Annotated in this window: 21 protein-coding genes, 1 tRNA gene and 1 pseudogene; 3 read left to right on the top strand and 20 right to left on the bottom strand. The window is 33.7% G+C overall.

Annotated elements, in window-relative coordinates:
* Window positions 1-1,073 precede the first annotated feature (1,073 nt).
* Window positions 1,074-1,694: a hypothetical protein gene (locus VS182_RS04915; protein ID WP_479492379.1), complete on the top strand. Its 621-nt coding sequence runs from the start codon at window positions 1,074-1,076 to the stop codon at window positions 1,692-1,694.
* Window positions 1,695-1,763: 69 nt separating this feature from the next.
* Window positions 1,764-2,114 carry a lysostaphin resistance A-like protein gene (locus VS182_RS04910; protein ID WP_479484060.1) on the top strand — a complete coding sequence of 117 codons (351 nt, stop codon included), beginning with the start codon at window positions 1,764-1,766 and terminating at the stop codon, window positions 2,112-2,114.
* 1,112 nt (window positions 2,115-3,226) lie between these two features.
* Here VS182_RS04910 and VS182_RS04905 read toward each other — a convergent pair.
* The 19 genes and pseudogenes from VS182_RS04905 to VS182_RS04815 form a co-directional block, all read right to left on the bottom strand.
* Window positions 3,227-4,195 (bottom strand): lysostaphin resistance A-like protein, encoded by a 969-nt coding sequence (locus VS182_RS04905; RefSeq protein WP_479488974.1) that lies wholly within the window; start codon window positions 4,193-4,195, stop codon window positions 3,227-3,229.
* Between the two features lie 1,607 nt (window positions 4,196-5,802).
* Entirely contained in the window at window positions 5,803-6,918 is a 1,116-nt protein-coding gene (gene mqnC / locus VS182_RS04900) for a cyclic dehypoxanthinyl futalosine synthase (protein ID WP_479484058.1), read from the bottom strand.
* A 54-nt stretch (window positions 6,919-6,972) separates the two neighbouring features.
* Window positions 6,973-8,133, bottom strand: a complete 1,161-nt coding sequence (locus VS182_RS04895; RefSeq protein ID WP_479492377.1) for a 3-dehydroquinate synthase — start codon at window positions 8,131-8,133, stop codon at window positions 6,973-6,975.
* Between the two features lie 18 nt (window positions 8,134-8,151).
* Window positions 8,152-9,282: a chorismate synthase gene (aroC, locus tag VS182_RS04890; protein ID WP_479484056.1), complete on the bottom strand. Its 1,131-nt coding sequence runs from the start codon at window positions 9,280-9,282 to the stop codon at window positions 8,152-8,154.
* A gap of 20 nt (window positions 9,283-9,302) precedes the next feature.
* Window positions 9,303-9,719 (bottom strand): nucleoside-diphosphate kinase, encoded by a 417-nt coding sequence (gene ndk / locus VS182_RS04885; RefSeq protein ID WP_479492375.1) that lies wholly within the window; start codon window positions 9,717-9,719, stop codon window positions 9,303-9,305.
* A gap of 50 nt (window positions 9,720-9,769) precedes the next feature.
* Window positions 9,770-10,759, bottom strand: a complete 990-nt coding sequence (locus VS182_RS04880; RefSeq protein ID WP_479484054.1) for a polyprenyl synthetase family protein — start codon at window positions 10,757-10,759, stop codon at window positions 9,770-9,772.
* Between the two features lie 5 nt (window positions 10,760-10,764).
* On the bottom strand, window positions 10,765-11,622 hold the full coding sequence (locus tag VS182_RS04875; RefSeq protein WP_479492374.1) for a menaquinone biosynthetic enzyme MqnA/MqnD family protein: 858 nt from the start codon (window positions 11,620-11,622) through the stop codon (window positions 10,765-10,767).
* Window positions 11,619-12,269: a UbiX family flavin prenyltransferase gene (locus VS182_RS04870; RefSeq protein ID WP_479492373.1), complete on the bottom strand. Its 651-nt coding sequence runs from the start codon at window positions 12,267-12,269 to the stop codon at window positions 11,619-11,621. Before VS182_RS04870 ends, VS182_RS04875 begins: the two co-directional genes overlap by 4 nt.
* On the bottom strand, window positions 12,244-13,092 hold the full coding sequence (locus VS182_RS04865) for a UbiA-like polyprenyltransferase (protein ID WP_479492372.1): 849 nt from the start codon (window positions 13,090-13,092) through the stop codon (window positions 12,244-12,246). The genes VS182_RS04870 and VS182_RS04865 overlap by 26 nt, the downstream gene beginning before the upstream one ends.
* A 67-nt stretch (window positions 13,093-13,159) precedes the next feature.
* A complete protein-coding gene (locus VS182_RS04860; RefSeq protein WP_479492371.1) occupies window positions 13,160-13,924 on the bottom strand; it encodes a ubiquinone/menaquinone biosynthesis methyltransferase in 765 nt (254 codons plus the stop codon).
* Entirely contained in the window at window positions 13,921-14,541 is a 621-nt protein-coding gene (locus VS182_RS04855) for a heptaprenyl diphosphate synthase component 1 (protein WP_479484049.1), read from the bottom strand. Before VS182_RS04855 ends, VS182_RS04860 begins: the two co-directional genes overlap by 4 nt.
* Window positions 14,542-14,669: 128 nt before the next feature.
* Window positions 14,670-14,743 (bottom strand) — tRNA-Pro (locus VS182_RS04850).
* A 382-nt stretch (window positions 14,744-15,125) separates the two neighbouring features.
* A pseudogene (locus tag VS182_RS04845) lies at window positions 15,126-15,395 on the bottom strand (HU family DNA-binding protein); the annotation flags it as partial.
* Window positions 15,396-15,686: 291 nt separating this feature from the next.
* On the bottom strand, window positions 15,687-17,165 hold the full coding sequence (spoIVA, locus tag VS182_RS04840; protein ID WP_479484048.1) for a stage IV sporulation protein A: 1,479 nt from the start codon (window positions 17,163-17,165) through the stop codon (window positions 15,687-15,689).
* Window positions 17,166-17,340: 175 nt separating this feature from the next.
* On the bottom strand, window positions 17,341-18,543 hold the full coding sequence (rpsA, locus tag VS182_RS04835) for a 30S ribosomal protein S1 (protein ID WP_479492370.1): 1,203 nt from the start codon (window positions 18,541-18,543) through the stop codon (window positions 17,341-17,343).
* 67 nt (window positions 18,544-18,610) lie between these two features.
* Complete coding sequence (locus VS182_RS04830; RefSeq protein WP_479492369.1) at window positions 18,611-19,162, bottom strand: lysophospholipid acyltransferase family protein; 552 nt, start codon at window positions 19,160-19,162, stop codon at window positions 18,611-18,613.
* Between the two features lie 84 nt (window positions 19,163-19,246).
* Window positions 19,247-19,921: a (d)CMP kinase gene (cmk, locus tag VS182_RS04825; RefSeq protein WP_479492368.1), complete on the bottom strand. Its 675-nt coding sequence runs from the start codon at window positions 19,919-19,921 to the stop codon at window positions 19,247-19,249.
* Window positions 19,922-20,554: 633 nt separating this feature from the next.
* A complete protein-coding gene (locus tag VS182_RS04820; RefSeq protein ID WP_479484044.1) occupies window positions 20,555-21,832 on the bottom strand; it encodes a Glu/Leu/Phe/Val family dehydrogenase in 1,278 nt (425 codons plus the stop codon).
* A gap of 191 nt (window positions 21,833-22,023) precedes the next feature.
* Window positions 22,024-22,617, bottom strand: coding sequence for a genetic competence negative regulator (locus tag VS182_RS04815; protein ID WP_479484043.1), 594 nt, complete (start codon window positions 22,615-22,617; stop codon window positions 22,024-22,026).
* 438 nt (window positions 22,618-23,055) lie between these two features.
* Here VS182_RS04815 and VS182_RS04810 point away from each other — a divergent pair, with 438 nt between their 5' ends.
* Window positions 23,056-23,472: a hypothetical protein gene (locus VS182_RS04810; protein WP_479484042.1), complete on the top strand. Its 417-nt coding sequence runs from the start codon at window positions 23,056-23,058 to the stop codon at window positions 23,470-23,472.
* Between the two features lie 26 nt (window positions 23,473-23,498).
* Here VS182_RS04810 and VS182_RS04805 read toward each other — a convergent pair whose 3' ends face one another.
* On the bottom strand, window positions 23,499-24,659 hold the full coding sequence (locus tag VS182_RS04805) for a glycine C-acetyltransferase (protein ID WP_479484041.1): 1,161 nt from the start codon (window positions 24,657-24,659) through the stop codon (window positions 23,499-23,501).
* Window positions 24,660-24,801 lie beyond the last annotated feature (142 nt).

Raw genomic sequence — 24,801 nt, 5'->3', positions numbered from 1 at the left:
AAAAATTAAAACAACAAACCAAATTATCCAAAATATAAGTTCACAAATATAAAAAAAATCTATTTTTTTATATTTCACTAATAAATTTTGATATAAAAGCAATTTATCCGATAAAGGCCTTTTATCCAATAAAAAAACTACTTTTGCCAATGGTCTTAAACACAAGACTAAAAATAATATCAAAAATAAAGCTAAACAATATTTTAAAACCACATTTTCAAAAAATATATATAGTCACTCTCCTCAAATAATAAGCATAATCGTCAAATTTGCTAAAAATATAACTTTATTATCTATCCAAAAAACAAAAATATACAATTCAAGATATAAAAAATCTTATTAAAATAAAATGATTAATAAAATACATTGCAATTAAAAATTATAAAGATAATAAAAAGCATATTTATTATCATGGATATAAAAAATTAATAATTTGCATTTTTCTTTTTTTTGGAATTACAGTATTTATATTTTTTCTTTTTATCAAAATTTAAATATATATTTTTTTCATCTAAAGTTTATTAATCTAAAATAATATATATTATTTATATATGATATACTTAATACATTTAATATAATTAATTTTATATATCAGATTACTAAAACAAAATCAAAACTATAGATAAACTATTTTTTTATTACCAATATTAATGTTTTTTTAAATTATATATAATAGTTTTAATATATAAATGTTTGCTTGCTTTCCTTTAAAAAGTCTTAGCTAAAAATACTATCCCAAAACTAATATTTAAAAATCCAGATCCTAATAAGTAAGTTTGATAAGTATATTTTTTTTATATTAAAATAAAGGAGGAATAAGTAAAAGTTAATCAGATAAAAAACTAATTTTAATTTTAATTCTTTTAATAAAACTTAAAATTAATGACAATCCCATCGATTAAGATACTTTATTAGTCTTAAAAAATAATTTAATTATTTTTTCTATCAAATCCTATATAAAAATAATTTAATTATATTATATGGATTACTCAAAAATTTAATGTTGAATTTAGTTTAGATAATTATGCCAAATCTATTATTTTAGATTTTTTAAATATTATAAATGATAAAACATGTCTTGTTTCTTTAGGAGGGTTCTTTTAGCGATCATTTATTTTATATTTATTTATGTTATTATACCGCTTTTTATTGTCCTTGTTTTAAAATACGACGAGAGACGTCTTTTATTAAAAACCGGATTATTAACGAAGAAGTTATTTTTTGATAATAAAAAAATAGTAATTATTAATAATATTTTTCGTTTATTATCTATTTTACTAGTTTTAGGGTTTATTATTTACAGATCTATTTGTTTGATTTATTATGAAAAATTTGGTAGTCCAGAATTCACTATTTCTTGTATAAAATTATTTTTTTCATTAACAGCGACGACGTTGCTTTTTTCTTACACAAGAAAAAAAATTCTAGAAATATTCAAATTTGATTATCACAAATTTTCTTATATGCTATGGATTTTGTTCTTTATATTTGAAATTTTTAATTTTGCTATATCTAGAGTACCAGTAAAATTAATAAAAATTGCCTCAGAACATTCTAGTGTTATGAATAGTGCATCTTTTTTAGCTCCTTTAGTAGATGGTTTATGGTATTTTTTTATTGTTTTAGCTGGATTAGGTCTTTATATAAATCGTACACCTAGGCAATGTATGGAGCGTTTAGGATTGAATAGATAACTTTCTTTAAAGAATTTTTGTTTTATTACTATATCTGGTATTTTTTTATTTATTCTAAAAATTACTATCTTGATTATTTTGAACTATAATAGCGAACACAATACTACTGTTACGGAAACTCCTTCATTATCAGCATTGTTTTTATTTAGCTTCTCAGTAGCTATTTTTCCTGCAATAGGGGAAGAATTATTTTTTAGAGGTTTTTTGCAACCTAAAATTGGTATTATATTGCCCAGTATTTGGTTTTCAATTATGCATACTCATAAAAGTACTTCATCTATTTTTATAACATTTTTATTTTCATTGATATACGGATGGCTTGCAAAGAGGTATGGTTTATGGGAATCTATGATAACGCATTTTATCAATAATTTATTAATAAGCATTATTCAGCCAATTAAAATTTTACTTTCCAAATGATTAAGTGTTTTAATGTTGATACTAAATATAATTTAATATTTATTTGGAAAAATGCAAATAATAAATTAAAATAATAAATTAAAATAATAAATTATCGTATTTAAAAAATTATAAAAATATAAATTACTTCATCCACTATGTAAGTTACTATAAGAGGATGAAGGGTGTATATTACTTTTAGTTTAAAAAATAAACTGTAAAAAGCGATAACAAGAAGGCAAAAATTAGAAGTTAGATTTTAAAAAAGTAAAACAAGCATAAAAATAGATATAAATTTATTATATGTATAATTATAAAAAATAAACCCCATGGATGTCTAATATAAACAATTTATCAAAAAAAGGCTAGCGAAGATATTTTAAAAAACGGAAGCTAGCCCTCTATTTTATCAATCTAGTTTTAAATCATATTAAAAATATAGTTAATATAATGTTATATGATATTTTGATAGTTAAATTTAAAGATATTAATAACGAAAGCTTGCTAAATATAAACATCAGAAAAAACAATAATATGCTTATGGATGAAAAATTTTTAAATAGTTTAATGGATGCTACTGTATTTATAAAAAAAGGCCTCACCACATCTATAAAACTTGTCCAATAACCTACGTAAAGTGAGTTTAAGAACCTACTTAAATTAAACATAAAAATAGATTAAAGAAGCTCAAATCTAAGCTAATACTTATTTTAATATTATATATAAATTTAAAGATAATAATTAGTACTCAATTATATATTTTATCGGTAAATTTATGCATTTTTTAAGCATTTAATTTACCTTGATATCGTGTTTATAAAAATTATTGTTAAATCTATGATTTTTTAAGCTATTCTTTGTCAGTTAAACGTGCTGATAAAAAAGAAAGTCAAATAGTTAATGCTTGCTATACGATGGATTTATCTGGAAATATGAATATAGCCGATTAATTTAAAAAACCAAATGGTCATTATTATAGCTTTTTATGAATTAAATTAGATGATTAAATGCTCTTTAACATGTTTTTTGGACAAGTTTGATAAATCTAAATTTATATAAAAAGTATATTTTTTAAAATATTATTGATATTATTAAGAAGAAGTAATAGCCCGCTCTTAAAAAATAATCTAATTTTAATTTATTTTAAAATCTAAAAAAAAGAAAATAAAATAAGATGTATTATTTATAAAATGAATCATTATAGAAGCCCATAGTCCATAACGCTTTGCTGCCCACCCTTTTATTAAAGAAAATAAAAAAATTACTAATAACCCTATGAACTGATATTGAGGATGAGAAATTGTAAACAAGATGCTTGTTCCTAAAATACCTATTACCGGTTGTAACATACCTCTAAAAAATAGTTCTTCTACTACAGGAGCTAAAACACCAGCTAGCATAAACAATGTTATCAAAGGTAGTTCTTTAAAAATATCTTGATTAAAGATACCAATCTCTCTGCTTAATATGCCTACCCCGGTATTAATAGCAGCACATGAGATGCCTAAAAATAAAACAAATAAAAAAATCTTGGGTGAAATGCGTTTTTTTAAAGATAAACGATCTATAAATTGCTTAAAATTACGATTTATACTTAAACCTAAACCAAGTAAGGTAAATATAATATACCTTAACTGAGCTATAATAATACCTGTAAAAATCATTTCTTTATCTAAAGATTTCTCATCTTGCGAAGACAAACTAAAAGCAAAAACATAATCATAGAAATAATACATAAAAACAATAAAAAATAAAATATGCTTATACTTATTAGGTGATAAACCAAGGGGAAGCATGATTTTTTGTCTCGCATGTTTAAAAAATAAACTTAATCCAAGAATTAAAAATAATAAATATGAAGCAATAACAAATAATTGAGCTATATCTATAACAGCATCATGTTCAATAATAGCTAAAAATTTTTCAATTAAATAATAACCAAGAAAACATAGCACTAGGATCCATATTAACCATAACATAACTTCAAATATATATAATAAATCTATTTTTCTAGGCCTAATCAAGACCTGTTGATCTAAGCGAAAAATTAAAACAGCAAATACTCTTAAAATAAATAAAGCTATAATAATTAAGATAAGCATTTAAAAACCACCGCGATTATCTTTAATAAAAAATACATAAATCTTCACCTCAGACTAAATTTTCATCTTAAATTATGTATGTGATTTATATCAATTAAATTAATTTATAAAGTTTATTCGAAATTTTCTGATATTTTTTTGGATAAAAAATAAAAACTATCAACTAGCTATCTCCAACAATAGCAGGAAATGTGGCTACTACCTTACTAAGCGTAGATATGGTTGAAACTAATGTTGTTGCTAAACCGCTCATAGACATCATCCTCCTATTTAGTAAGAAAGAGTTATCTTATATTATTTGCTATGAATTGTAAAATCAACTTAATAAAAAAATAGAAAGTATTATATCAATCTCTTGATATAATTTAAAATCTTTAATTTTTACATGTATTTTCAACATATAAATTCTAAAATATTACGTAACAAACTTACAGCGAACTGGCTAAATTGCACTAATTGAACCAGATAAAAATTTGATGATAAAAGCTATAAAAACTGCCATAGATAAAAGTAAACCAGATCCAATTTTCATAATAGCAGGCAATGCGGCCACTATGTCGAAAATATAGCAGATACAACCTTACTAATAAGAGGTATCGCAGATGATATAGCTGACACTAATGTTGTTAATAAACCGCCCATAAAAACCATCCTCCTATATTAGTAAGAAAAAGTTATCGTATATTATTTGCTATGAATTGTAAAATCAACTTAATAAAAAAGTTTTAATCATATTAATACATCGATTTTAAATATCTAAAATCAACTATAAAAATTTATATAAAATATTTGACTTATGACCTTAACAAAAGTCAAATATACATGTAGAAAGTATTATATCAATCTCTTGATATAATTTAAAACCTTAAATTTTCCCATGTATTTTTAATATATAAATTCTAAGCTTATTACATAGCAAGCTTAGAGCAAACTAACTAAAGCGCACTAATGATACAAGATAAAAATTTGATGATAAAAGTTATAAAAAATATTATGGATGAAATAAACCCAGATAAAATTTTCATAATAGCAGACAATGCGGCAACTATGCCGAAAATATAGCAGATACAACCTTACTAATAAGAGGTATTGCAGATGATATAGCTGACGCTAATGTTGTTAATAAATCGCCCATAGAAACCATCCTCCTATTTAGTAAGAAAAAGTTATCGTATATTATTTGCTATGAATTGTAAAATCTACTTAATAAAAAATTCAACCGGATTTACAAATATTTATCTTGTAATCAAAAAATAACATATCAAAATTTATATTTTATTATATAAAAAAATAAAATGTACAATTATAAGAACACCACTCAGTGAAATATGCTTGTAGAGAGCATTATATCAATCTTTTGTTGTAATTTAAAACCTTAAATTTTTCCATGCCTTTGATCTTAAATTTTCCATACCTATGTTAAATTAAATAATTGATCTTAATTTTATATCTTATAATTTGTAAATAAGTTAAAAAAATCAAATAACAGTTTTTTGATCATTAACTGTCATTTGATTTTAAATTATCTATTTATAATTAGGAGATTTTGGGTAATTATTATTTTTGATAAATTATTGCAATTTTATTGTTTATTACTATTTTATAACTTATCGTTTAAAAGAAAAATCCTTTAAAGGATTTATACCTTGAGGGAATGATTGTATAAGTTCATAACGCGTATTACGCTGTACAGGCAAAAAGTCCGCTGCGCGAATTAAATCTACAATGCCTTGGGTATTAATATGACAAATATTGTTTCCTGCGGCAGACACAACATTCTCTTCCATCATTGTGCTACCAAAATCATTGCAACCATAGTAAAGTGATTGTTTGCCAACTTCTTTACCCATGGTAACCCATGAAGATTGAAAATTGTGTATATTGTCTAACATAAGTCGAGAAATCGCCACGGTTTTTAAATACTCTTTGGCATCAAGTCTATCACGGACCATATTTGTATTATCCGGTTGAAATGTCCAAACAATGAACGCGAGAAATCCCTTTGTTTGATCTTGAGCTTCTCTAAGACGTATTAAATGCCTAACACGCTGTAGATATGATTCACCTAGTCCGATGACCATAGTAGCTGTAGTATGTAAACCAGCGCGATGTGCTATCTGCATTACATTCATCCAATTACGCCAAGATCCTTTACGCTTACTTATCTTTAAGCGTATATCGTCATCTAAAATTTCGGCTCCACCACCCGGGATGGAATCAAGTCCTGCTTTTTTCAGCTGACTAATAACTTCTTCGTAAGTTAAACCAGAAACTGCTACCATTTTATCTATTTCGATTGGTGAGAAAGCATGAATATGCAATCCAGGGGCACGATTTTTAATTGTTTTTAATAAATTAAGATAATATGAAAAAGGCAAGCTATCATTCGTACCACCTTGCATTAGCAGCTCTGTACCACCAGCATTAACTGTTTCATCAACTTTTTTTAAAATCTCTTCTGTGGTTAAAACGTATGCTGATTTATCTTTTTCTGTACGATAGAAAGCACAAAAACGACAGTAGACATCACAAATATTTGTATAGTTTATATTACGCCCGATGACAAATGTAACCTCATCTGGCTTATTTCTTTTTAAACGCAACTTATGTGCCACATGACCAATCTGAGCTATATCATCAGCTTCAAACAGTCTTAAACCATCCTCTTCCGTCAAGCGCTCGCCACGTTCTGCTTTGTCTAGAATCAGGTTTAAATTGCTCATTAAATATTCCCCTTAATATCACTATTCTGTTTTATCGATACAATATTTAGATATTTAAAAATAGTTGTCATTGGGATTAACAGAAGTAGCTATACAGAAATTTCCTTCATCTTGCTTATCCTGAGGAGATACTTGGTTGATTGCTTCCTTTACAATCTCTTCAGGTACATCATGTACCAACAAAGGTTCTCCCAGTCTTTTAAGTGCAACAAACGTATATGATCCTTGGGATGATTTGCGATCGCGTTTAATAGCAGACAAAAGTTTTTTTTGTGAAATAGGGTATCTAAGCTGCGAAGGAAGATCAAAACAATCTAAAAGCTTGTTAGCAGCTGATGCTTCGTCTTGCGGCATATCTAAGTAGTTTACACTTAAAGAAATCGCCATGCGCAAACCAAGTGCAACTGCTTCACCATGTGTATATCGATAACGAGAGGTAATTTCTAACGCATGGGCAAAGGTATGTCCAAGGTGTAAAAGGACACGCTTACCGTACATTTCTTTGGCGTCTTGTTCAATATATCGGCGTTTGATTTGCATGCTTTTAACAATCGCTTTAGCCACTAAAATATTTTTTTGATCGAGTAATGCCATATGATTTTCTTGTAACCATCCAATAAAACCATGGTTATCTAAAAAAGCATGTTTCAAAGCTTCGGAATACCCTGAACGAAAAACAACCCTAGGTAAGGTCATAAACCAGGCTACGTCAAAAAAAGCTAGCTTAGGAGGGTAAAAAGCACCTAAAATATTTTTTGTATTCGCATGATTAATAGCTACTTTACCACCTAAGCAACTATCATGAGCTAGCAAGGTTGTTGGCATATAGATAAAAGGTACGCCACGCATATACGTTGCAGCAACGAGACCAGCCAAATCCCCGGTCTTACCTCCTCCTATAGCTAAGATACATCCTTGCTTATCGATATTAGCTAAAACAGCCGCTTGAGCCGCTGCAGAAAAGTTTTCAATATTTTTATTCGACTCACCAGCTGAGAGCACAAAAGTTTCATAAGGCCAATGTTTTAACCAATCACCCGCGCGAGCCTGCCAAATATCAGCGACCGCATGGTCAACGATTGCTAGACAACGTTTAAAAGGTGAACAGCCTACTTCAGACATATATTGATGTAAATGACTTCTTATGCCACTACCGACAATAACGCGTGTTTGACCACAGTTACTATCCCAAACAATATTATCCCTTCTATCCATTGATCTCTCCATTCTAAATCACCAAGTACGCATTCGGGAGCGGTAGCGTTCGAGTTGTTCCATTAATTCATGTATCGTATCTGAAGGAAATTTATTTAATAAAGCGCAAGCAATTTCCCAAAGCACTACATGCTCGACAATTACAGCGGCCGCAGGTACAGCACATATATCACCGCGTACTATAGGAGCTAGTTGTGTTTTTTTAGTCAACATATTAATACTACTTAGTGGTTTATAAAGTGTAGGTAGTGGCTTCATCGTAGCTGTCAATGAAATAGGTTCCCCTGTTGTCATACCGCCTTCAAAACCACCGGCATGATTTTGTTCACGATAAAAGCCAAGTGAAGCAGACCACATGATCTCATCATGCATTTGAGAACCTAGCAAGGTCGCTATTTCATCCCGACCAAAAGAAACCGCTTTAATAGCTTGCACGCTCATTACAGCTTGGGCAATACGACCATCAAGTTTTAAATCCCACTGCATGCAACTACCTAAACCAACAGGTACACCTTCAACAATAACTTCTAACACGCCGCCCAAGGTATCTTTGTTTTTAATTGCTTGATCAATAACATCAAGCATCTTCGCTTCAGCATCCTGTGAAATACAATTAAGCGGCGATGCACCCGATAATCTGTTAATTTCAGCTAAAGAATAGTTGGGACATTTAGATTTAACACTGCCTATTTGAAGTACATGACTAGCTGAATAAATACCACAATGCCCAAGTATAATCCGCGCTATAGCACCAACTGCTACGCGGACAGCTGTTTCACGAGCACTAGCTCTTTCCCATATTTTACGTATATCGCGATGATTATATTTCATACATCCGACTAAATCACTATGCCCAGGACGCGGACAAGTATATAAATCAGGGTTTTTCTTGGAACGGTCATAAATACGATCCTTGTTCTTAATAACCATACATATGGGCGCACCTGTTGTATATCCGTCTTGTAAACCACTACAAAACATGACATGATCGCTCTCAATCTTCATGCGACCGCTGCGCCCATGACCGGCTTGTCGTTTTTTAAGTTGTTCATCAATTATATTATGATCAATTTTTATATTACTCGGAACACCATCAACAATCACTGTTAATTGCGAACCGTGTGATTCCCCTGCTGTTAAATACCGCATATATAACTAACACCCTCAATTTAACGCATAAAATCGTTATTAAACCAAATCGTAAGCTCTTTCTTAGCTGAGGACACAGAGTCAGATGCATGCACAATATTGTGTTGGATAGATGTTGCGAAATCACCCCTTATTGTACCAGGTAATGCTTGAATAGGGTCAGTTGTCCCCAGCATCGTACGCGCTGCATGGATAATACCGGTACCTTCCCAAGCCATAGCAATTACAGGTCCTGAAGTTATAAAAGAGATTAATTCCGCAAAAAACGGCTTATCCTGTAGTTCTTCGTAATGTTTCTTGGCTAAATTTTCCGATGGTATTAACATTTTAAGATTTAATAAGACAAAACCTCGACGCTCAAAACGACGGATAACTTCTCCTACAAGTGCCCTTTTGACGCCGTCAGGTTTAAGCATAACAAACGTGCATTCTTTCATGAAATATCTCCTTCTTTTATGTTAATTCCAAATATGAACTTTAGCTTTTTTTATTGCGTTCGATAAATTATCTGCTTCGCTAACGAAGCTAAAGATTCCGTGATCTCGTTTTGAGGCAGTTTACATAAAGCTGCATATGCTTTTTTAGCATAAGTTTGTGCCAAAGAAATAGTTCTCGCTACTCCATCACTCTTTTTAATCTCATTTTGGAGGTAAATATTAGGTATTGCTTGTTTAAGTTTTAAATATTTAAGCAAATCATGTCTAAAATTATCCGGTAATGTTTGCAATGCATAGAGAACTGGTAATGTTACATGTCCATATTTTAAATCTTGTAAAGTTGGTTTACCTAATAAATGTGTATCACCGCGCCAGTCTAAAGCATCATCGATAAGCTGAAAAGCCATACCTAAGTAACAACCATAGCGCCACATAGCAGATGAAATATCCTCAGCAGGTTGTGCTAAAATAGCACCTGTTTTACAGCTACTCGCTAACAGTAAGGCTGTTTTTTGTCGCATAAGTTTTAAATAAGAGAATATATTCTCGGAAACAATAAAACGTTGTGACCATTGGTAAATTTCACCTTGGGTAATTAAACATATCGTGTGCGAAATATTGTCCTCGATTAATGGCACACCAAGTTTTCTTAATTTTAACATAGCTTGCCCCACTAAAAAATTACCCGTACAAATAGCGACTTGGTAACCAAATAGTGATTGGACACTACTTCTTCCTCGACGTATTAAGGCATTATCGACAACATCATCATGAACTAATGTAGCCATATGAATAAGTTCAATGGCTACTGCAAGATCGATAATTTTTTTTTGACGATAGAAAAAACGATCATACAAAGACCCAGCCAAAAGAACTAACAGAGGTCGTAAACGTTTACCTCCAGGAATAAGTTGCTTTAAAGGCTGGTGAAGATCTAATCCTTTATGGCTAGCCACGATTTCTAAAAGTTCAGCTTCTACCTTGTGCAATGAATCAACAACAGGTTCCTTGATTAATTGCCAACTTAAAGATTGTTTCACGATTTTTAGATCATTCCTTCAGATATAAAACGCAATCTAGGTATAGAAGGTATCAAATGTAATTTATATGCCAAGCGATAAAAGGTAACTAACCCTGCCTTTACATCGAGCAAAAAATCAAAACGAAGACCAGCGAAATATTTTTGCCAATCAGCGATGTTCATACCTGTCTGTCGCTTCATCAATTTACGTCCTAACAAAGACGAACTATCTGCTAAATCAATCCCATTAGATACCGCGCGTTGCCATTTAGCAGCAACGCTATTTGCTATAGATGGATTAGCAAGATAAAAATCGTACCTCATAGCAACAAGGGCATAAACCATAGGTAAGCTGGTATTATTGTACCATATTTCGCCAAGATCAATATATGAATCATACTGTTTTAAACCGTAAAAAACCTCTAAGGCACGATCACCTATAAGCAATGCTGCATCAGCTTCTTTTTGGTCTAATAAGGTAAATGGATCAGTTGTTGTAATATATGTGGGTGATAAATGATAAAAAAACTCCAGGATAATTTTCGTTAAAACAATTGATGTAGCGGAAACCAATGGTAAAGCGATGACAGGTTTTTTGTTTAAAGATGTTATATCTGCCTTGATGCCCTTAGGAAAAAATAAGCCTACCGATCCTACACGCTGATTAGCTGAAATAGTAACTGTAGGTATTAAACAAAGGTCTGAATGATGACGCGCATAGGCGATTGATGAAATGAAACTTACATCCAGTTTATTGTTCATAAGCTGTTGATTCAACACCGTAGGTACATTTTCAGACCAAATGATATCTTGAAGATCTAAATTCATTTGCAAAGGCAAAGCATTAGCAAATGATAGTCCACCACAACGAACCTCTTTCATGTGCGCCCTGTCCATCGTTTATATAATTGATGTTCGATACCTAACATTTCTAAAATCCTCCCGGCCATAAATGATACTAAATCATCCATCGTTTTAGGTTGGTGATAGAAAGCAGGCATAAGAGGTACCATCTGTACACCCATCCTGACCAAATTAATCATATTTTGCAAATGAAGTTCACTTAAAGGTGTCTCTCGTGGGGCAATAATCAATTGTCGCTGTTCTTTGATCATCACATCAGCAACACGTTCTAATAGATTCGATGATAATCCATGGGCAATCCTCGCTAATGTACCTACAGAACAAGGAACAACAACCATTGCTTCGCGCACAAAAGATCCTGAAGCAATGTTAGCGGTAATGTCCTTGATGGGATGATAGATGATCTTTCCTTGCATATGTCTATAACGATTATGCCAAACCAATTCCCTCTTTGTAACAGACCAGTGATGTTCTAATTGCAAGACCAGCCAAGCAGCCTCGGTCAACATGATATGTACAACATGTTGGGGCGATAACAACAAAACATCTAAAATACGCCATACATAAGGCATGCCACTGGCACCAGTTATACCGATAATAAAATGTTTTTCATGGTTTTTCATCATTTTGTCCCATCTTTTAAGAAAACAACGGTTGTATAACATCCCATAAAAAAAAGCTAAACACGATCAAACTAATAGCACCATTGATAGGAAAAACAAGTCCTTGCCATTGAGAAAGTGGTTGTTTTTTGATACGTATGTAAAAAAAACTAAACAGGCAAAAAGTCAAAATTAAGCCAATGGTAAAACGAAAACCAAGCGCATTGGTAGAAATATTGAGTAAGTAAAGTAATAAAATCATGCCTATATGACAAATTATAGCGATATTAATCGATGCATTCAAACCAAAACGCGCCGGGATAGCATAAATACCATGTTTACGATCAAAAGCAATATCTAAACAAGCGTAAAGAATATCAAAACCCGCAATCCACAACATCACAGCACCTGTTAATAAAAAAACATCGTAGTTAACAATTTCGTTAACAGCAACCCAAGCACCTAGAGGCGCCAAGCTAATAGCCATGCCAAGTACAAGATGACATAACCATGTGAACCGCTTAGTATATGAATACCCGACTAAGAAGCATAAAGCAATAGGTAATAAGGCGACAGCAAGTGATGTAAAGAAAAATGAGGAACATATGAATAATGCCGTCATGATCAAACTGAAAATCTTTACAGAAGATGTTTTCAGTATACCCGACGGTAAAGCTCGCTGCTTGGTACGCGGGTTAACTGCATCAATCTTATGATCAACCAAACGATTTATCCCCATCGCTAAGCTGCGAGCAAAAAACATTGTTAAGGTGATCAGGATAAACGTTCTAAGGTCAGGTAGATGACCCACGCTTTCCAAGCTACCTAGGATAAGGCCAAAGTAGGCAAAAGGTAAAGCGAAAATGGTATGACTAAAGCGAATCATCCGAAATATTTCTATGATATAGCGAAAAAAAGCTGCACACTTAATCCAAATTAAGCTCATATAACTATTAATGGTCTTCATCAGTGGATACAAGCCCCTCTGTCAAAGATAAAGTTTGTGCATCATCATATTTAGTGCCCATGGAAAAAACCGCCAGTCCACCCAAAAAAAACGCTTGTTGTATATCGTGTAGTTCGATAAGAGATAAACGTTGACGAAGTTCTGTAGGATTCAAAAAACTACCCATCGAATGTGTTAACCAAGTATAGGCATCTTTTTGTCCTACCAATTTATCCCCTAAAAAAGGGATAAATTTGAGATATGGTGTACATAAACAGCGAAAACCATTTTTTTGGGTAGGCTTACCATGTAATTCTAACACACCTATTTTGCCTCCAGGGATTAAAACACGACGCATTTCTGTTAACGCTTGCATAGGGTTTTCCAAATTGCGCAAGCCAAAGCCAATTGTGACATGAGAAAAAGTTTTATCAGGAAAAGGTAAACAATGAACATCACCATATGTCAATGATACATTGTCTAAGCCAGCTTTCAATACCTTTAGCTTACCACGACTTAACATCTGTTTACTGGCATCAAGACCAAAAACTTTTCCTAGGTTAGCTTTCTTAGCTAACGGTATTGTCCATGTACAAGTACCGCAACATAAATCTAAGATATTGTCCGTTGATTGAATATCCAACATACGCATTGCACACATACGCCAATAACGGTGAATTCCTAAACTTAACGCATCATTCATGAAATCATAATAAGGGGCTAAACGATCAAATAGACGGCTTATTTTATCAATCGATTTATCATCTTTCATGAAAAGAGCACCTCTTCAACTTCGAATAGCACCATAAGTTCACTTCGTTCGCAAGGCGATAAAGCAGTTACTAATTTATCTAAGCATTTATGCGATGCCATGTATGGTCGATGATATACAAGCAGCGCTTCTTGAGCAATCTTTTCCCAAAGAGGATTAATCATATCTTTTTTCCCAAGATAATTTAGCAAAGGGGTTAACAAGCCAGCTTCAATCGCTAAAAAATCTTCTATTGATAAGGGTTTCCTATTGATAACAATTTTGATTTTTTGCGTATTAATATCACAAATCGCTTGTGCTAAAACACTTAAAATATCCCATTCTCGCAATGAAACGATTTGTTTATAAAATAAAGTGCTACAGTAATCACCAAGTAACACAAACTGATTTTTCGGTGAAGATGTCGCTTCGCCTACATGGTCATGGGTGTTAAGTGCTATTTTTAATAAGGTTATTGCTTTGATAATATGATATTTATTTTTTAATTTACTTGTTTTTAACATAACCCAAAGCAACTGTAAAAAAAACAGAGGAAAAGGCATTTTGGAAGACGCATAAAATGGCAGAAAATGGCGCAATAGCTCACAAATATCCCTATGTATTTTTTCCCAATGCAAGCGAAAGCCCCCTAAATGAATGATGTGAAATGAATAACATGATAAGGCAAGGTAATAACGGGCTCATTTGATATAAAAAAACCCCCACCCTTTTTGGGGCAGAGGAAAAACCTAAATAAAAGTAACAATCGGGCTAGCCAGATTTGAACTGACGACCTCTTGCGCCCCACGCAAGCGCGCTACCAAGCTGCGCTATAGCCCGAGATGCGGATAAATTATAACAATAAAACAAGATGTTGTCAATAATAAAACAACATAATTTAAATTAAAACAAAATATACTTTAAATAGTTTATTATTCTTTTTTTACATATTTATTTAGTATATTTCTTAATTATATGTACATCATCAATAAAACGGAACTAAATTAAGCAAAATAAAATAAAAATCCACTAGGAATTATTGAGCAATTATTGGATAATTACTTACTATGCATAATAGATACAAATAAAGCACTCTTGATTATGTGTTATGTGTAATCATTAATGCCCAAAAACTGATCTATTCATTACATTGGCATTCATCACGTGATTCATCCATGGAAGAAGATGATTCAGCATCAGCATTACCTGATGTATCTTCCTTATTAACACTATCACGTAAGCGCCTGCCAGCACGAAAAGCAGGCATTAAGCGTTCAGCAATTTCAATCGTTTTCCCTGTCTTAGGATTACGACCTGTACGAGCACTACGCTTGCGAACTTCAAAATGACCAAAACCAACCAATTGGACCTTTTCGCCCTCACATAATTTCTCTGTTATGGTATCAAAAACAGCGTTAACGATTTTTTCAATATCAACTTTCTTAATACAGGTTTTTTGAAAGATCTCATTTATTAGTTCCGTCTTATTCATATACAATACACCTGCTAAAAGTTCAATCTAAAAGATCACAGATACCTGAGCTTTCACTAGTGAAAACAGGGCATCGTTAGCAGGTCTCACCTCCTGAGTTTAGTTTAACATGTTTCATTAAAATCACAAGGTTTTTTCTTGTAACAAGGTACTTTCTATGCAACAAAGATGGAAAACTGGATGGCCATGGCGGATGATATTTATGAACTTTGTTCTTAATCCCATTTTTGCGAGCAAATAGTTTGTGTGACCTGCTCGCAAAAATGCCTTTTTACTTGATAATTTTTTTGTTTAAAGAATAATCGCGATTAATCCACCGGATCCTTCATTGATAATTCGTTCCAGGGTTTCTTGCAGTTTATATCGTGCATTTTCTGGCATCATAGTTAATTTGGCTTGGATACTTTCACGTACAACTTGATTTAAGGAACGACCAAAAATATCTGATTCCCAAATTTTTAATGGATCGGTCTCGAAATGTTCCATGAGGTATTCGACAAGTTCTTTGCTTTGTTTTTCTGATCCAATTATGGGAGCAAATTCCGATTCAACATTTACCCGAATCATATGAATAGATGGTGCTGTTGCTTTTAAACGTATCCCAAAACGACTTCCTTGTCTAATTAATTCCGGTGCATCGAGGGTCATGTCTGTTTTAATCGGTGCAGCAACACCATATCCTGTCGCACGTACTTCTTTGAGTGCTTCAGACACTTTATCGTACTCACGTTTCGCGACGGTAAATTCTTGCATTAACTCTAAGAGGTGATCTTTACCTTGGATGTGCACACCCATAACATCGGTTAAAATTTTAGCATATAGAGCATCAGGTGCATGAAGGTCAATTTCAGCGCTACCTTTGCCCATCTGCAAGCCTGATAGTGTAGCTTTATCAATAAAGTCATATGATGTAAACTGCCCTACAACACGATCAACATCGCGTAGTCGACGAATATCTTGGACTGTGTTGCGTACAGCTTGCTCAAATTCACATCTTAACCAATGCTCTTCGTGTAAAACCATCACCCAACTAGGTAGATTCACATTAACTTCATGTACAGGAAATTCATAAAGCACTTCACGCATAACACGTAAAATATCATCTTCGCCCATGGAAACAACACTTAGGGCTAAAACGGGTATATCATATTTTTCAGCTAAGCTTTGCCGTAAATTTTCTGTTGCTTCACTTAAAGGGTGTGCTGTATTAAGTAGTAAGATAAATGGCTTGCCCACTTCTTTAAGTTCACCAATAACGCGTTCTTCAACCTCTTCATATGATGATCTTGGTATATCAGCAATAGAGCCATCTGTCGTTAGTACAATACCTAAGGTAGAATGTTCTTGAATCACCTTACGAGTACCTACTTCAGCAGCTTCTTGGAAAGGAATTGGTTCATCAAACCAAGGTGTATTAATCATCCTCGGACCTTGATCATCTTCATAACCTTTGGCACCAGAAATAGCATATCCGACACAATCAACTAAGCGAATGTTGACATCTAATCCTTCGCTAACATGGATTGACACAGCTGAATTAGGCACAAATTTCGGCTCAATCGTGGTAATTGTTTTACCAGCACCACTATGTGGCAATTCATCCGTAGCTCGAGATTTGTCTGCTTCATCACAAATATTTGGAATAACGACTTGTTCCATAAAACGCTTGATGAAGGTCGATTTACCTGTACGTACCGCTCCGACGACACCTAAGTAAATATCACCTCCTGTTCGTTCCGCAATGTCCTTGAGGACATCTACTTTCTCCATACCTCAATCGCCTCCTCATAGGCATCAACAAAAAACGTTGTCGCTTAGCTACTCATATACTCTTTACTCTATGCACTTTTTGGAAGCTCCATGACGTAATTGTGGCAAGTTTTTGTAGAGATCAAAAATACCCCAAAGCGGGCGCTTGGGGTTTTAAACATTTTAAATTTTTTTCTTAGAAATTTTTTAATTGCGGATAAATATCCCCTAAAGTAACATTTAAGTTATTCGAACGATTATTTTGATGATCGAATGTATCGTCATCTTCGTCATAATCAGCTTGCTTATTTGAAGAATTCTCACTTTTTTGTGATGTATTTTGCTCTACATCACACATCGTCAAACTAACACGACGCGCATTTGAATCTACATTGAGAATTTTAACTAAAATCTCTTGACCTTCTTTCAGAATTTCCGATGGCGTCACAATATGACGATGTGAAATTTCTGAAATATGCATTAAACCTTCAACACCTGGTAAAATCTCCACAAAAGCACCAAAGGAAACTAAACGTTTAACGACACCCTTGACAATATCATTCTCAACCAATTGATCTTCAACGCCGCTCCAAGGTCCTGGTTGCGTATCGCGAATGCTGAGGCTAATGCGACCACTTTCACGATCGAATTTCAAAACTTTACATTTAACCTCGTCACCTATATTTAGCACATCAGATGGATGATTAACACGTTGCCATGATATTTGTGAAATGTGCACTAAACCATCAACAGCACCAACATCTACAAAAGCACCAAAATCAGTTAAGCGACGAACAATACCGTCGACGACACTACCAATTTCAATATTGTTAAAGGTAGCTTCTCGTTGATGTTGTGCAGCTTCTTCATGAACAGCACGACAAGAGAGAATCAATTTATTACTATCCTGATCTATTTCGGCAATTTTCATTGTTATAACACGGTCTTTATAGTCAGAAAAATCTTCCACATAGTGGCATTCAACTAAAGATGCAGGTACAAATCCTCTCACCCCAAGATCGATCACTAAGCCACCTTTGACTACATCAGACACTTTAGCTTCGATATTCTCATTATTCTCATATTTATGCTGTAAAAAAGGCCAAGCTTTCTTAGCATCTACAGCCCTTTTTGAAAGAATAAATTTATTTTCTTCTTCATCCAAGCGTAGTACTTCTAATTCTAGCTCATCGTCTAATTTCAACATGTCGCCAACTTCATTGATTCTTAAACAAGACAATTCAGAAATAGGCAAAATAGCCTCTATATCTTCAGCAATCTTTATTAAAGCTTGATTTTTATCAATTTTGGTTACGCTCCCCGTAACCAAACTACCAATTTCAAATGGTATTGTACTATTCATCTCTTCACTCATGAGAAAAAGACAACTCCCCTGCAATGATTTATCCTTTTTTAAGGATAAAAACCTATTTTTGTATTTGTACTACTTTTGAATAGAAATAAAATTAGCTCGATAAAGAACTTATACTCTCAGCCAATCGCGCCATCAATTGTTTTTCCTGTTCCTGACGATCTTTGATATCCTTTGAAATATAAATAGGCTCGGCAAAACGCAATTCTAACGGCTTAAACAAAGCGTAGTCGCCTTTAATAAAACAAGGCACAATAGGCACATTAGCTTTAACCGCGAGAAAAACCACGCCTCGTTTAAAAGATTCGGGATCTAAATGATCTTTACGCGCACCTTCAGGAAAAAGGGCGACTATTCTGCCCTTTTTCAACAATATTAAAGAATTTTTAATCGCATCAAGTCCACTAGAAGCTCGCTTTACGGAAAAAGCCCCAAGAGAAGTAAGTAAAAAAGCTATAAAAGAAAACCTAAACAACTCATATTTAGCCATAAAGTGAACTTTACGTTTTAAAAAACTCCCTATTAATAGCGGATCAAAATTGCTTTTATGATTAGAGCATAATAAGACCGGGCCTGTTAAAGGAATAGCTGAATCTCCTATGAGCTTAATGCGAAAGATTAAGCGAAAAAATTTATTAAAAAACACTCTAAAGATCAAATATATAAATGTATCCAGCCTATATATCCTCCTCTCTAACTGAATACAACAGAAATAAAAATTAAATGCTGGCTAATTGAAAACCTCTAGAATAGAAGCATAATTTTTGAAGAAAACGTCCATCAATTCCTCCACCGTCCGATCCGTAGTATCCCAAATATCAGCATCCTTGGCTGGACGTAGAGGCGCTAGTTCGCGTTCTGAGTCGCGTATATCACGCTGTAAAATATCCCTTGATAATTCCCTTTTATTTGCCGCCAACCCTCGATCTAACAGTTGTTTATACCTCCTGTCTACTCGCTCCTCTAAAGAAGCTGTCAGAAAAAGTTTAATCTGAGCTTGAGGTAAAACAACTGTTCCAATATCTCTACCATCCATAACTAAACTTTGCTTATTAGCTATAGTACGCTGTTCATTAATCATGAACTGGCGCATAGCAGGAAAACAAGCTATCTTGGATGCCAAATTAGATACCTTAGGTGTACGGATCAAAGGGTCGAGGGGAGCACCATTAAAATAGAGCTCCCTATCTTCTAAACAAAAGTTTAAGACAGAGCTAGCTTGTTTTTCAAACATCGCCAACGAAGTTTGAACATGATGAATATAATACAAAGCAACAGCCCTGTACATAGCCCCTGTATCTAAACAACCAATAGATAGACGTGCTGCGATAGCCATGGCAAGTGTTCCCTTACCAGATGCTGCAGGTCCATCAACGGCTACCCACAAAAACCCTGACCTACCCAAATTTGCCAAACCCTCCTACAGACGAACAGACGGATTAATTAAGAAGGTTACATAAGATTGAAGTAATTTGCCTAACAGATATTGTAAAGAAAAAACTTCACTCTCACATTGAAAATCTCACCAAAAAATGTATGTTTTTATGTTCAAAAAACCATTCACAGAATACTGGTTATTTTTCATAAACGATAAAGTACATCGCCACAATGATACCACATCAATTAAACTGTTACAATGAAAAAACCTTATTTAAGTAATTGAGTTGCCCTAGATAATTAAATTAGGCCTTGCTCTAGATAAACATAATTTATAATATAGTGACATATATAAATATTTATTTAAATTATCTATAACGGTTTTTTTTTCTAAATGATTCCTAAAAGCTATTTTACTTTTTTGTTTTTTGTTTTTTGTTTTTTTGTTTTTTTGTTTTTTTGTTTTTTTGTTTTTTTGTTTTTTTGTTTTTTTGTTTTTTTGTTTTTTTGTTTTTTTGTTTTTGTAAAATGTATCTCTGATAAATATAGGGTGACAATATGTACATTATGAATAAAAACAAAACAAAAAACCTCTCTATATAGAAAAGAAAGAGGTTTTTTTAATTAAAAAAATAATATGATCACACTAAACATGCTCACACTAAACCCATCCACGCGCTCTAGCAGCTTCCACCATTTTTCTAACACCAACGATGTAAGCGGCTAAACGCATATCAATTTTGCGTTCGTTAGCGGTAACGTAAACATTCTCAAAGCTTCTTATCATGATATTTTCTAATTTCTTATCTATTTCTTCAATGGACCAATAATAACCTTGATTATTTTGTACCCATTCAAAATAAGAAACCGTAACACCGCCAGCGCTGGCCAAAACATCAGGTACTAGCAAAACACCTTTTTCGCTTAGAATACGCGTAGCTTCTAATGTTGTCGGACCATTAGCAGCCTCAACAACAATACTAGCTTTAATGTTATCAGCATTTTTCGCCGTAATCTGATTTTCAATCGCCGCTGGAACTAAAATATCGCAAGGGAGTTCAAGTAGTTCTTCATTGGTAATCGTATTTTTGAAAAATCTAGTCACGTTACCAAAAGAATCGGATTTGCCTAACAATTCTTTAATGTTTAAACCATCTTTATTAAAGAGAGCACCATGAACATCAGAAATCCCGATAATCTTAGCACCGGCATCATAGAGAAAATCGGCTAAGAAGCTACCAGCATTACCAAATCCTTGAATAACAACCCGGGCACCTTTAAGGTCCATACCAACCTTTTTCGATGCTTCGCGAATCATCAATGTCACACCTTGGGCCGTAGCCGTTTCACGCCGCTTCGAACCACCTAAAACAAGTGGCTTGCCGGTAATAAAGCCCGGTGAATCAAATTCCCTAATCCTGCTATATTCATCCATCATCCAAGCCATAATTTGGGAATTAGTAAATACGTCAGGCGCCGGTATATCTTTATTTGGTCCCACAATCTGACTGATAGCCCGTACATATCCCCTAGACAAGCGCTCTAATTCATTGAAGGACATATACCTTGGATCACAAATAATACCACCTTTACCGCCGCCATAAGGAAGATCGGCAATACCAGCCTTTAGACTCATCCAAATAGAAAGCGCTTTAACTTCCGACTCGGTCACATCAGGATGAAAACGTATGCCACCTTTTGTCGGACCAACAGCGTCATTATGTTGCGAACGATAGCCTGTAAAAACTTTTACAGACCCATCATCCATGCGGACAGGTATACGAACCTTCAATACACGTAATGGTTCTTTGAGTAGCTCATAAACTTGCGATGGATAACCAAGTTTGTCCAAAGCTCTTTTGACCTCTTTTTGTGTCGCAGACAAAATATCCAGGTTTTCCTTATTAATTGAACTATCCTCCACCGTCCGTTTATTCATAAAAACCACCCCATGAAAAATTACAATCATTTAACAAACAAAAATCCATGACACATACTTACTATAAACATAACGCCCTATACCTATGAGTCATCATATTAGAGAAAAGCAAAACACTGACCAAAAATATTTTCAAAAAACCTTACAAAAAATCAAATAAAAATTTGTATGCTCAAAAACAGCACTTGTCCTTACCCAAAATATTTCACAATTTGCGCTGTAGCATCATCTGACCAAACAACTTGACCATATTCCGCTAAAAACACCTGTGTCAAAGTAGATATTTCCCCAAATTCAAACAGCACGGCTACCAAGGCATCTAGTTTATCTGCTATGGCTTCTCTGTTGAAAACAAGATAATAAATATCTTTATATACATACACTTGACCACCCTGAGTAATTAAAGCATTTAAACATATCGCAGCTTGCACCAAGTATTCAAAATCCTTGAAGCCAAAAACAATATCTTCTGTTTCTTCCATCGTAACTTCTAATTCATAGACATCTTCCGCACGATCACAATCATCATCATCTGAATGAGACGGTCGACCACGTGTCACAACAACAACCATCCCTTGTGTGGGCAGAGCAAAAACTTCGACTGCAACCGGACCAGCTACCTTAAACCCCAGCTCTTGGTAAGCGTGTTCCATCATGTCGTTGAAAAGCTCGTGTACCTTTGGGATGTCCTTCCACATGTCTTCTCTTTCAATCCCACGATCCACTAGATCGTCCAAGGTCAAAAAGAAGCGGATTTTATCTCCCCCTAGACGCTCGACACGCATGGTTCACCCTCCCTTATTGGAGAACTTTCCATCCTTAATAGTGTTTAACTTTATTAATGCTGCATGTTTTTTGTCCTTCCACGGATACTGCAAAATATATGAAGTTTACTTAGCAAAAAATCAAATCCATATATAACACACCTCTTATAAGGATAAAAATAAGCATCAAAGAATGGATAAAATATAGGCTCAAATTAATTTCTCATGCATGTTAATGGTAAATTAATTTTTTATATACAAAATTATCAATCATAATACAAGTTCAGGCGCAAAAACATGATACATTAACTTAAACATAAATGCACCAAAACGCCAATATGATAACGAAATCATTTTTATAAAATCAATGACGTATGCTTAGCCTATTAATTCTATGAGCGCAAAAGCTTTGTTATAATATCGTTATAATAATAGCATGATAGGGAGCAGATATTAATAATGCAAGTAAAATTCAACACCAACCATCAATATCTCTTTTTTCACGAAGGAATACAACATTTATTCATCATGTGGCCAAAAGAACGCCATAGAAGCCTTTATTTAGTAGAGGAAGATAAAGAACCATTAAAGTTAACATATCCTGGTGAAACATACAAAGATATGGTTTTAAATCTGATTGAACCCATTTTTTTCCAAAAAATCCAAACGGGTTCAAACATGATCGCTGCAATCCTTGGAGCAACTTTTGTGTATAACGATCACATGTATGCTCTTTATTATCAGGCAGACAAAAATGAATATGTTTTTTTATTCGCCATTAAAGATGAAAAAATCGAAGAAATACCTGAAGATAATTATGACACTATCGCTAAAGCTTTTCAAAACGAATATCAGGATTGTTTTTGGTTTAAATAAAAAAACTTAAAACATATGTACCACATTTATACCCTATATCCTACCCTCTCGCGGACAAATACAAATGTATCAACAGCTTTCTTAAGCATCTCAAAGGTATGTTTAGCTGTAACGATTGTTCTAATACGCGCTTTAGCTTGCGGGACGGTAGGATAAATAATTGCGGGAGCATAAACACCATTTTCAAATAATTTCTGCGAAAAAGCAATCGCTAATTTTTCATCGTAGAGCCAAATAGGGGTAATCGGTGTCATACTGGATCCTATGTTAAAATCTTGCTTTTTAAGTTCCTGCTTAAAAAAAGTGGTGTTTTCCCATAATTTAGCTAAAATTTCTGGTTCTTCACAAAGTACATCGAGAGCTTCATGGCAAGCAACTGTTACAGCTGGAGGCAATGATGTGCTAAATAACATCGGACGCATCTTATGTCTTAAATAATCACAAACACTTTTTGAAGAAGCAACATATCCCCCTAAGACACCGACGGCCTTGGACAAAGTACCTACTTGAAGATCTACTTGGCCATTGAGCCCAAAATGATCAACTGAACCACAACCATGTTCCCCTAAGACACCGCTAGCGTGGGCATCATCTACCATAAGCATAGCATCATATTTTTTACATAGCTGTACAATCTCAGGTAAAGGTGCCATGTTACCATCCATACTAAAAACACCGTCTGTAACAACAAGACGCATACGATATTTCTGGGCCTCAATGAGACACTCTTCTAGTTTAACCATATGGACATGAGAATATATAAAACGCTTAGCTTTTGTTAAACGTATCCCATCGATAATACTAGCATGATTTAATTCATCACTAATAACAGCATCTTCTGCTGTCAGGAGAGAAGATAAGACACCTAAGTTAATGGTAAAACCAGATTGCAACACAACTGCATCCTCAGTCTTTTTAAAACGCGCTAAGCGTGCTTCAAGTGCATCATGAATTTCCATCGCGCCGGCAATCGTCCGCACAGACCCTGTCCCCACACCATATTTATCAATCGCCAACTTAGCTGCAGCACAAAGACGCGGATGCGTATTCAAACCCAAATAATTATTAGAAGCGAGCTGGATTAATTCCTTACCTCTAACAGAAACAACCGGTCCTTGAGCATCACTAAAAGGTTTAAGGGTTGACGGAGCTTGAGATGAGGTGTCTACTGCTAAAAATCGATTCATCTATCCATTCCTTTTTAATATAATTTAATGATCTGTTTTTTTGCTTTTTGGCTTTTGCTTTTTTATTCTTCCTTGCTTGGTCCTACGCAAAAAACTTAAACATACACGCATAAAGGACCGTTTCAGCCCAAAGCTGCGCGGC

Source organism: Pasteuria ramosa, from assembly GCF_056496785.1.
Note: the sequence above shows the minus strand (reverse complement) of the source record. Positions and strands in the feature narration are given on the sequence as shown.

Excerpts from the sequence above, each read along its gene's own strand:
- VS182_RS04915 (WP_479492379.1), top strand. The coding sequence starts at position 1,074 with ATGTCTTGTTTCTTTAGGAGGGTTCTTTTAGCGATCATTTATTTTATA.
- VS182_RS04905 (WP_479488974.1), bottom strand. The coding sequence starts at position 4,195 with ATGCTTATCTTAATTATTATAGCTTTATTTATTTTAAGAGTATTTGCT.
- mqnC (WP_479484058.1), bottom strand. The coding sequence starts at position 6,918 with ATGAGCAATTTAAACCTGATTCTAGACAAAGCAGAACGTGGCGAGCGC.
- VS182_RS04895 (WP_479492377.1), bottom strand. The coding sequence starts at position 8,133 with ATGGATAGAAGGGATAATATTGTTTGGGATAGTAACTGTGGTCAAACA.
- aroC (WP_479484056.1), bottom strand. The coding sequence starts at position 9,282 with ATGCGGTATTTAACAGCAGGGGAATCACACGGTTCGCAATTAACAGTG.
- ndk (WP_479492375.1), bottom strand. The coding sequence starts at position 9,719 with ATGAAAGAATGCACGTTTGTTATGCTTAAACCTGACGGCGTCAAAAGG.
- VS182_RS04875 (WP_479492374.1), bottom strand. The coding sequence starts at position 11,622 with ATGAAAGAGGTTCGTTGTGGTGGACTATCATTTGCTAATGCTTTGCCT.
- VS182_RS04870 (WP_479492373.1), bottom strand. The coding sequence starts at position 12,269 with ATGTTATACAACCGTTGTTTTCTTAAAAGATGGGACAAAATGATGAAA.
- VS182_RS04865 (WP_479492372.1), bottom strand. The coding sequence starts at position 13,092 with ATGATTCGCTTTAGTCATACCATTTTCGCTTTACCTTTTGCCTACTTT.
- VS182_RS04860 (WP_479492371.1), bottom strand. The coding sequence starts at position 13,924 with ATGAAAGATGATAAATCGATTGATAAAATAAGCCGTCTATTTGATCGT.
- spoIVA (WP_479484048.1), bottom strand. The coding sequence starts at position 17,165 with ATGGAGAAAGTAGATGTCCTCAAGGACATTGCGGAACGAACAGGAGGT.
- VS182_RS04820 (WP_479484044.1), bottom strand. The coding sequence starts at position 21,832 with ATGAATAAACGGACGGTGGAGGATAGTTCAATTAATAAGGAAAACCTG.
- VS182_RS04815 (WP_479484043.1), bottom strand. The coding sequence starts at position 22,617 with ATGCGTGTCGAGCGTCTAGGGGGAGATAAAATCCGCTTCTTTTTGACC.
- VS182_RS04810 (WP_479484042.1), top strand. The coding sequence starts at position 23,056 with ATGCAAGTAAAATTCAACACCAACCATCAATATCTCTTTTTTCACGAA.
- VS182_RS04805 (WP_479484041.1), bottom strand. The coding sequence starts at position 24,659 with ATGAATCGATTTTTAGCAGTAGACACCTCATCTCAAGCTCCGTCAACC.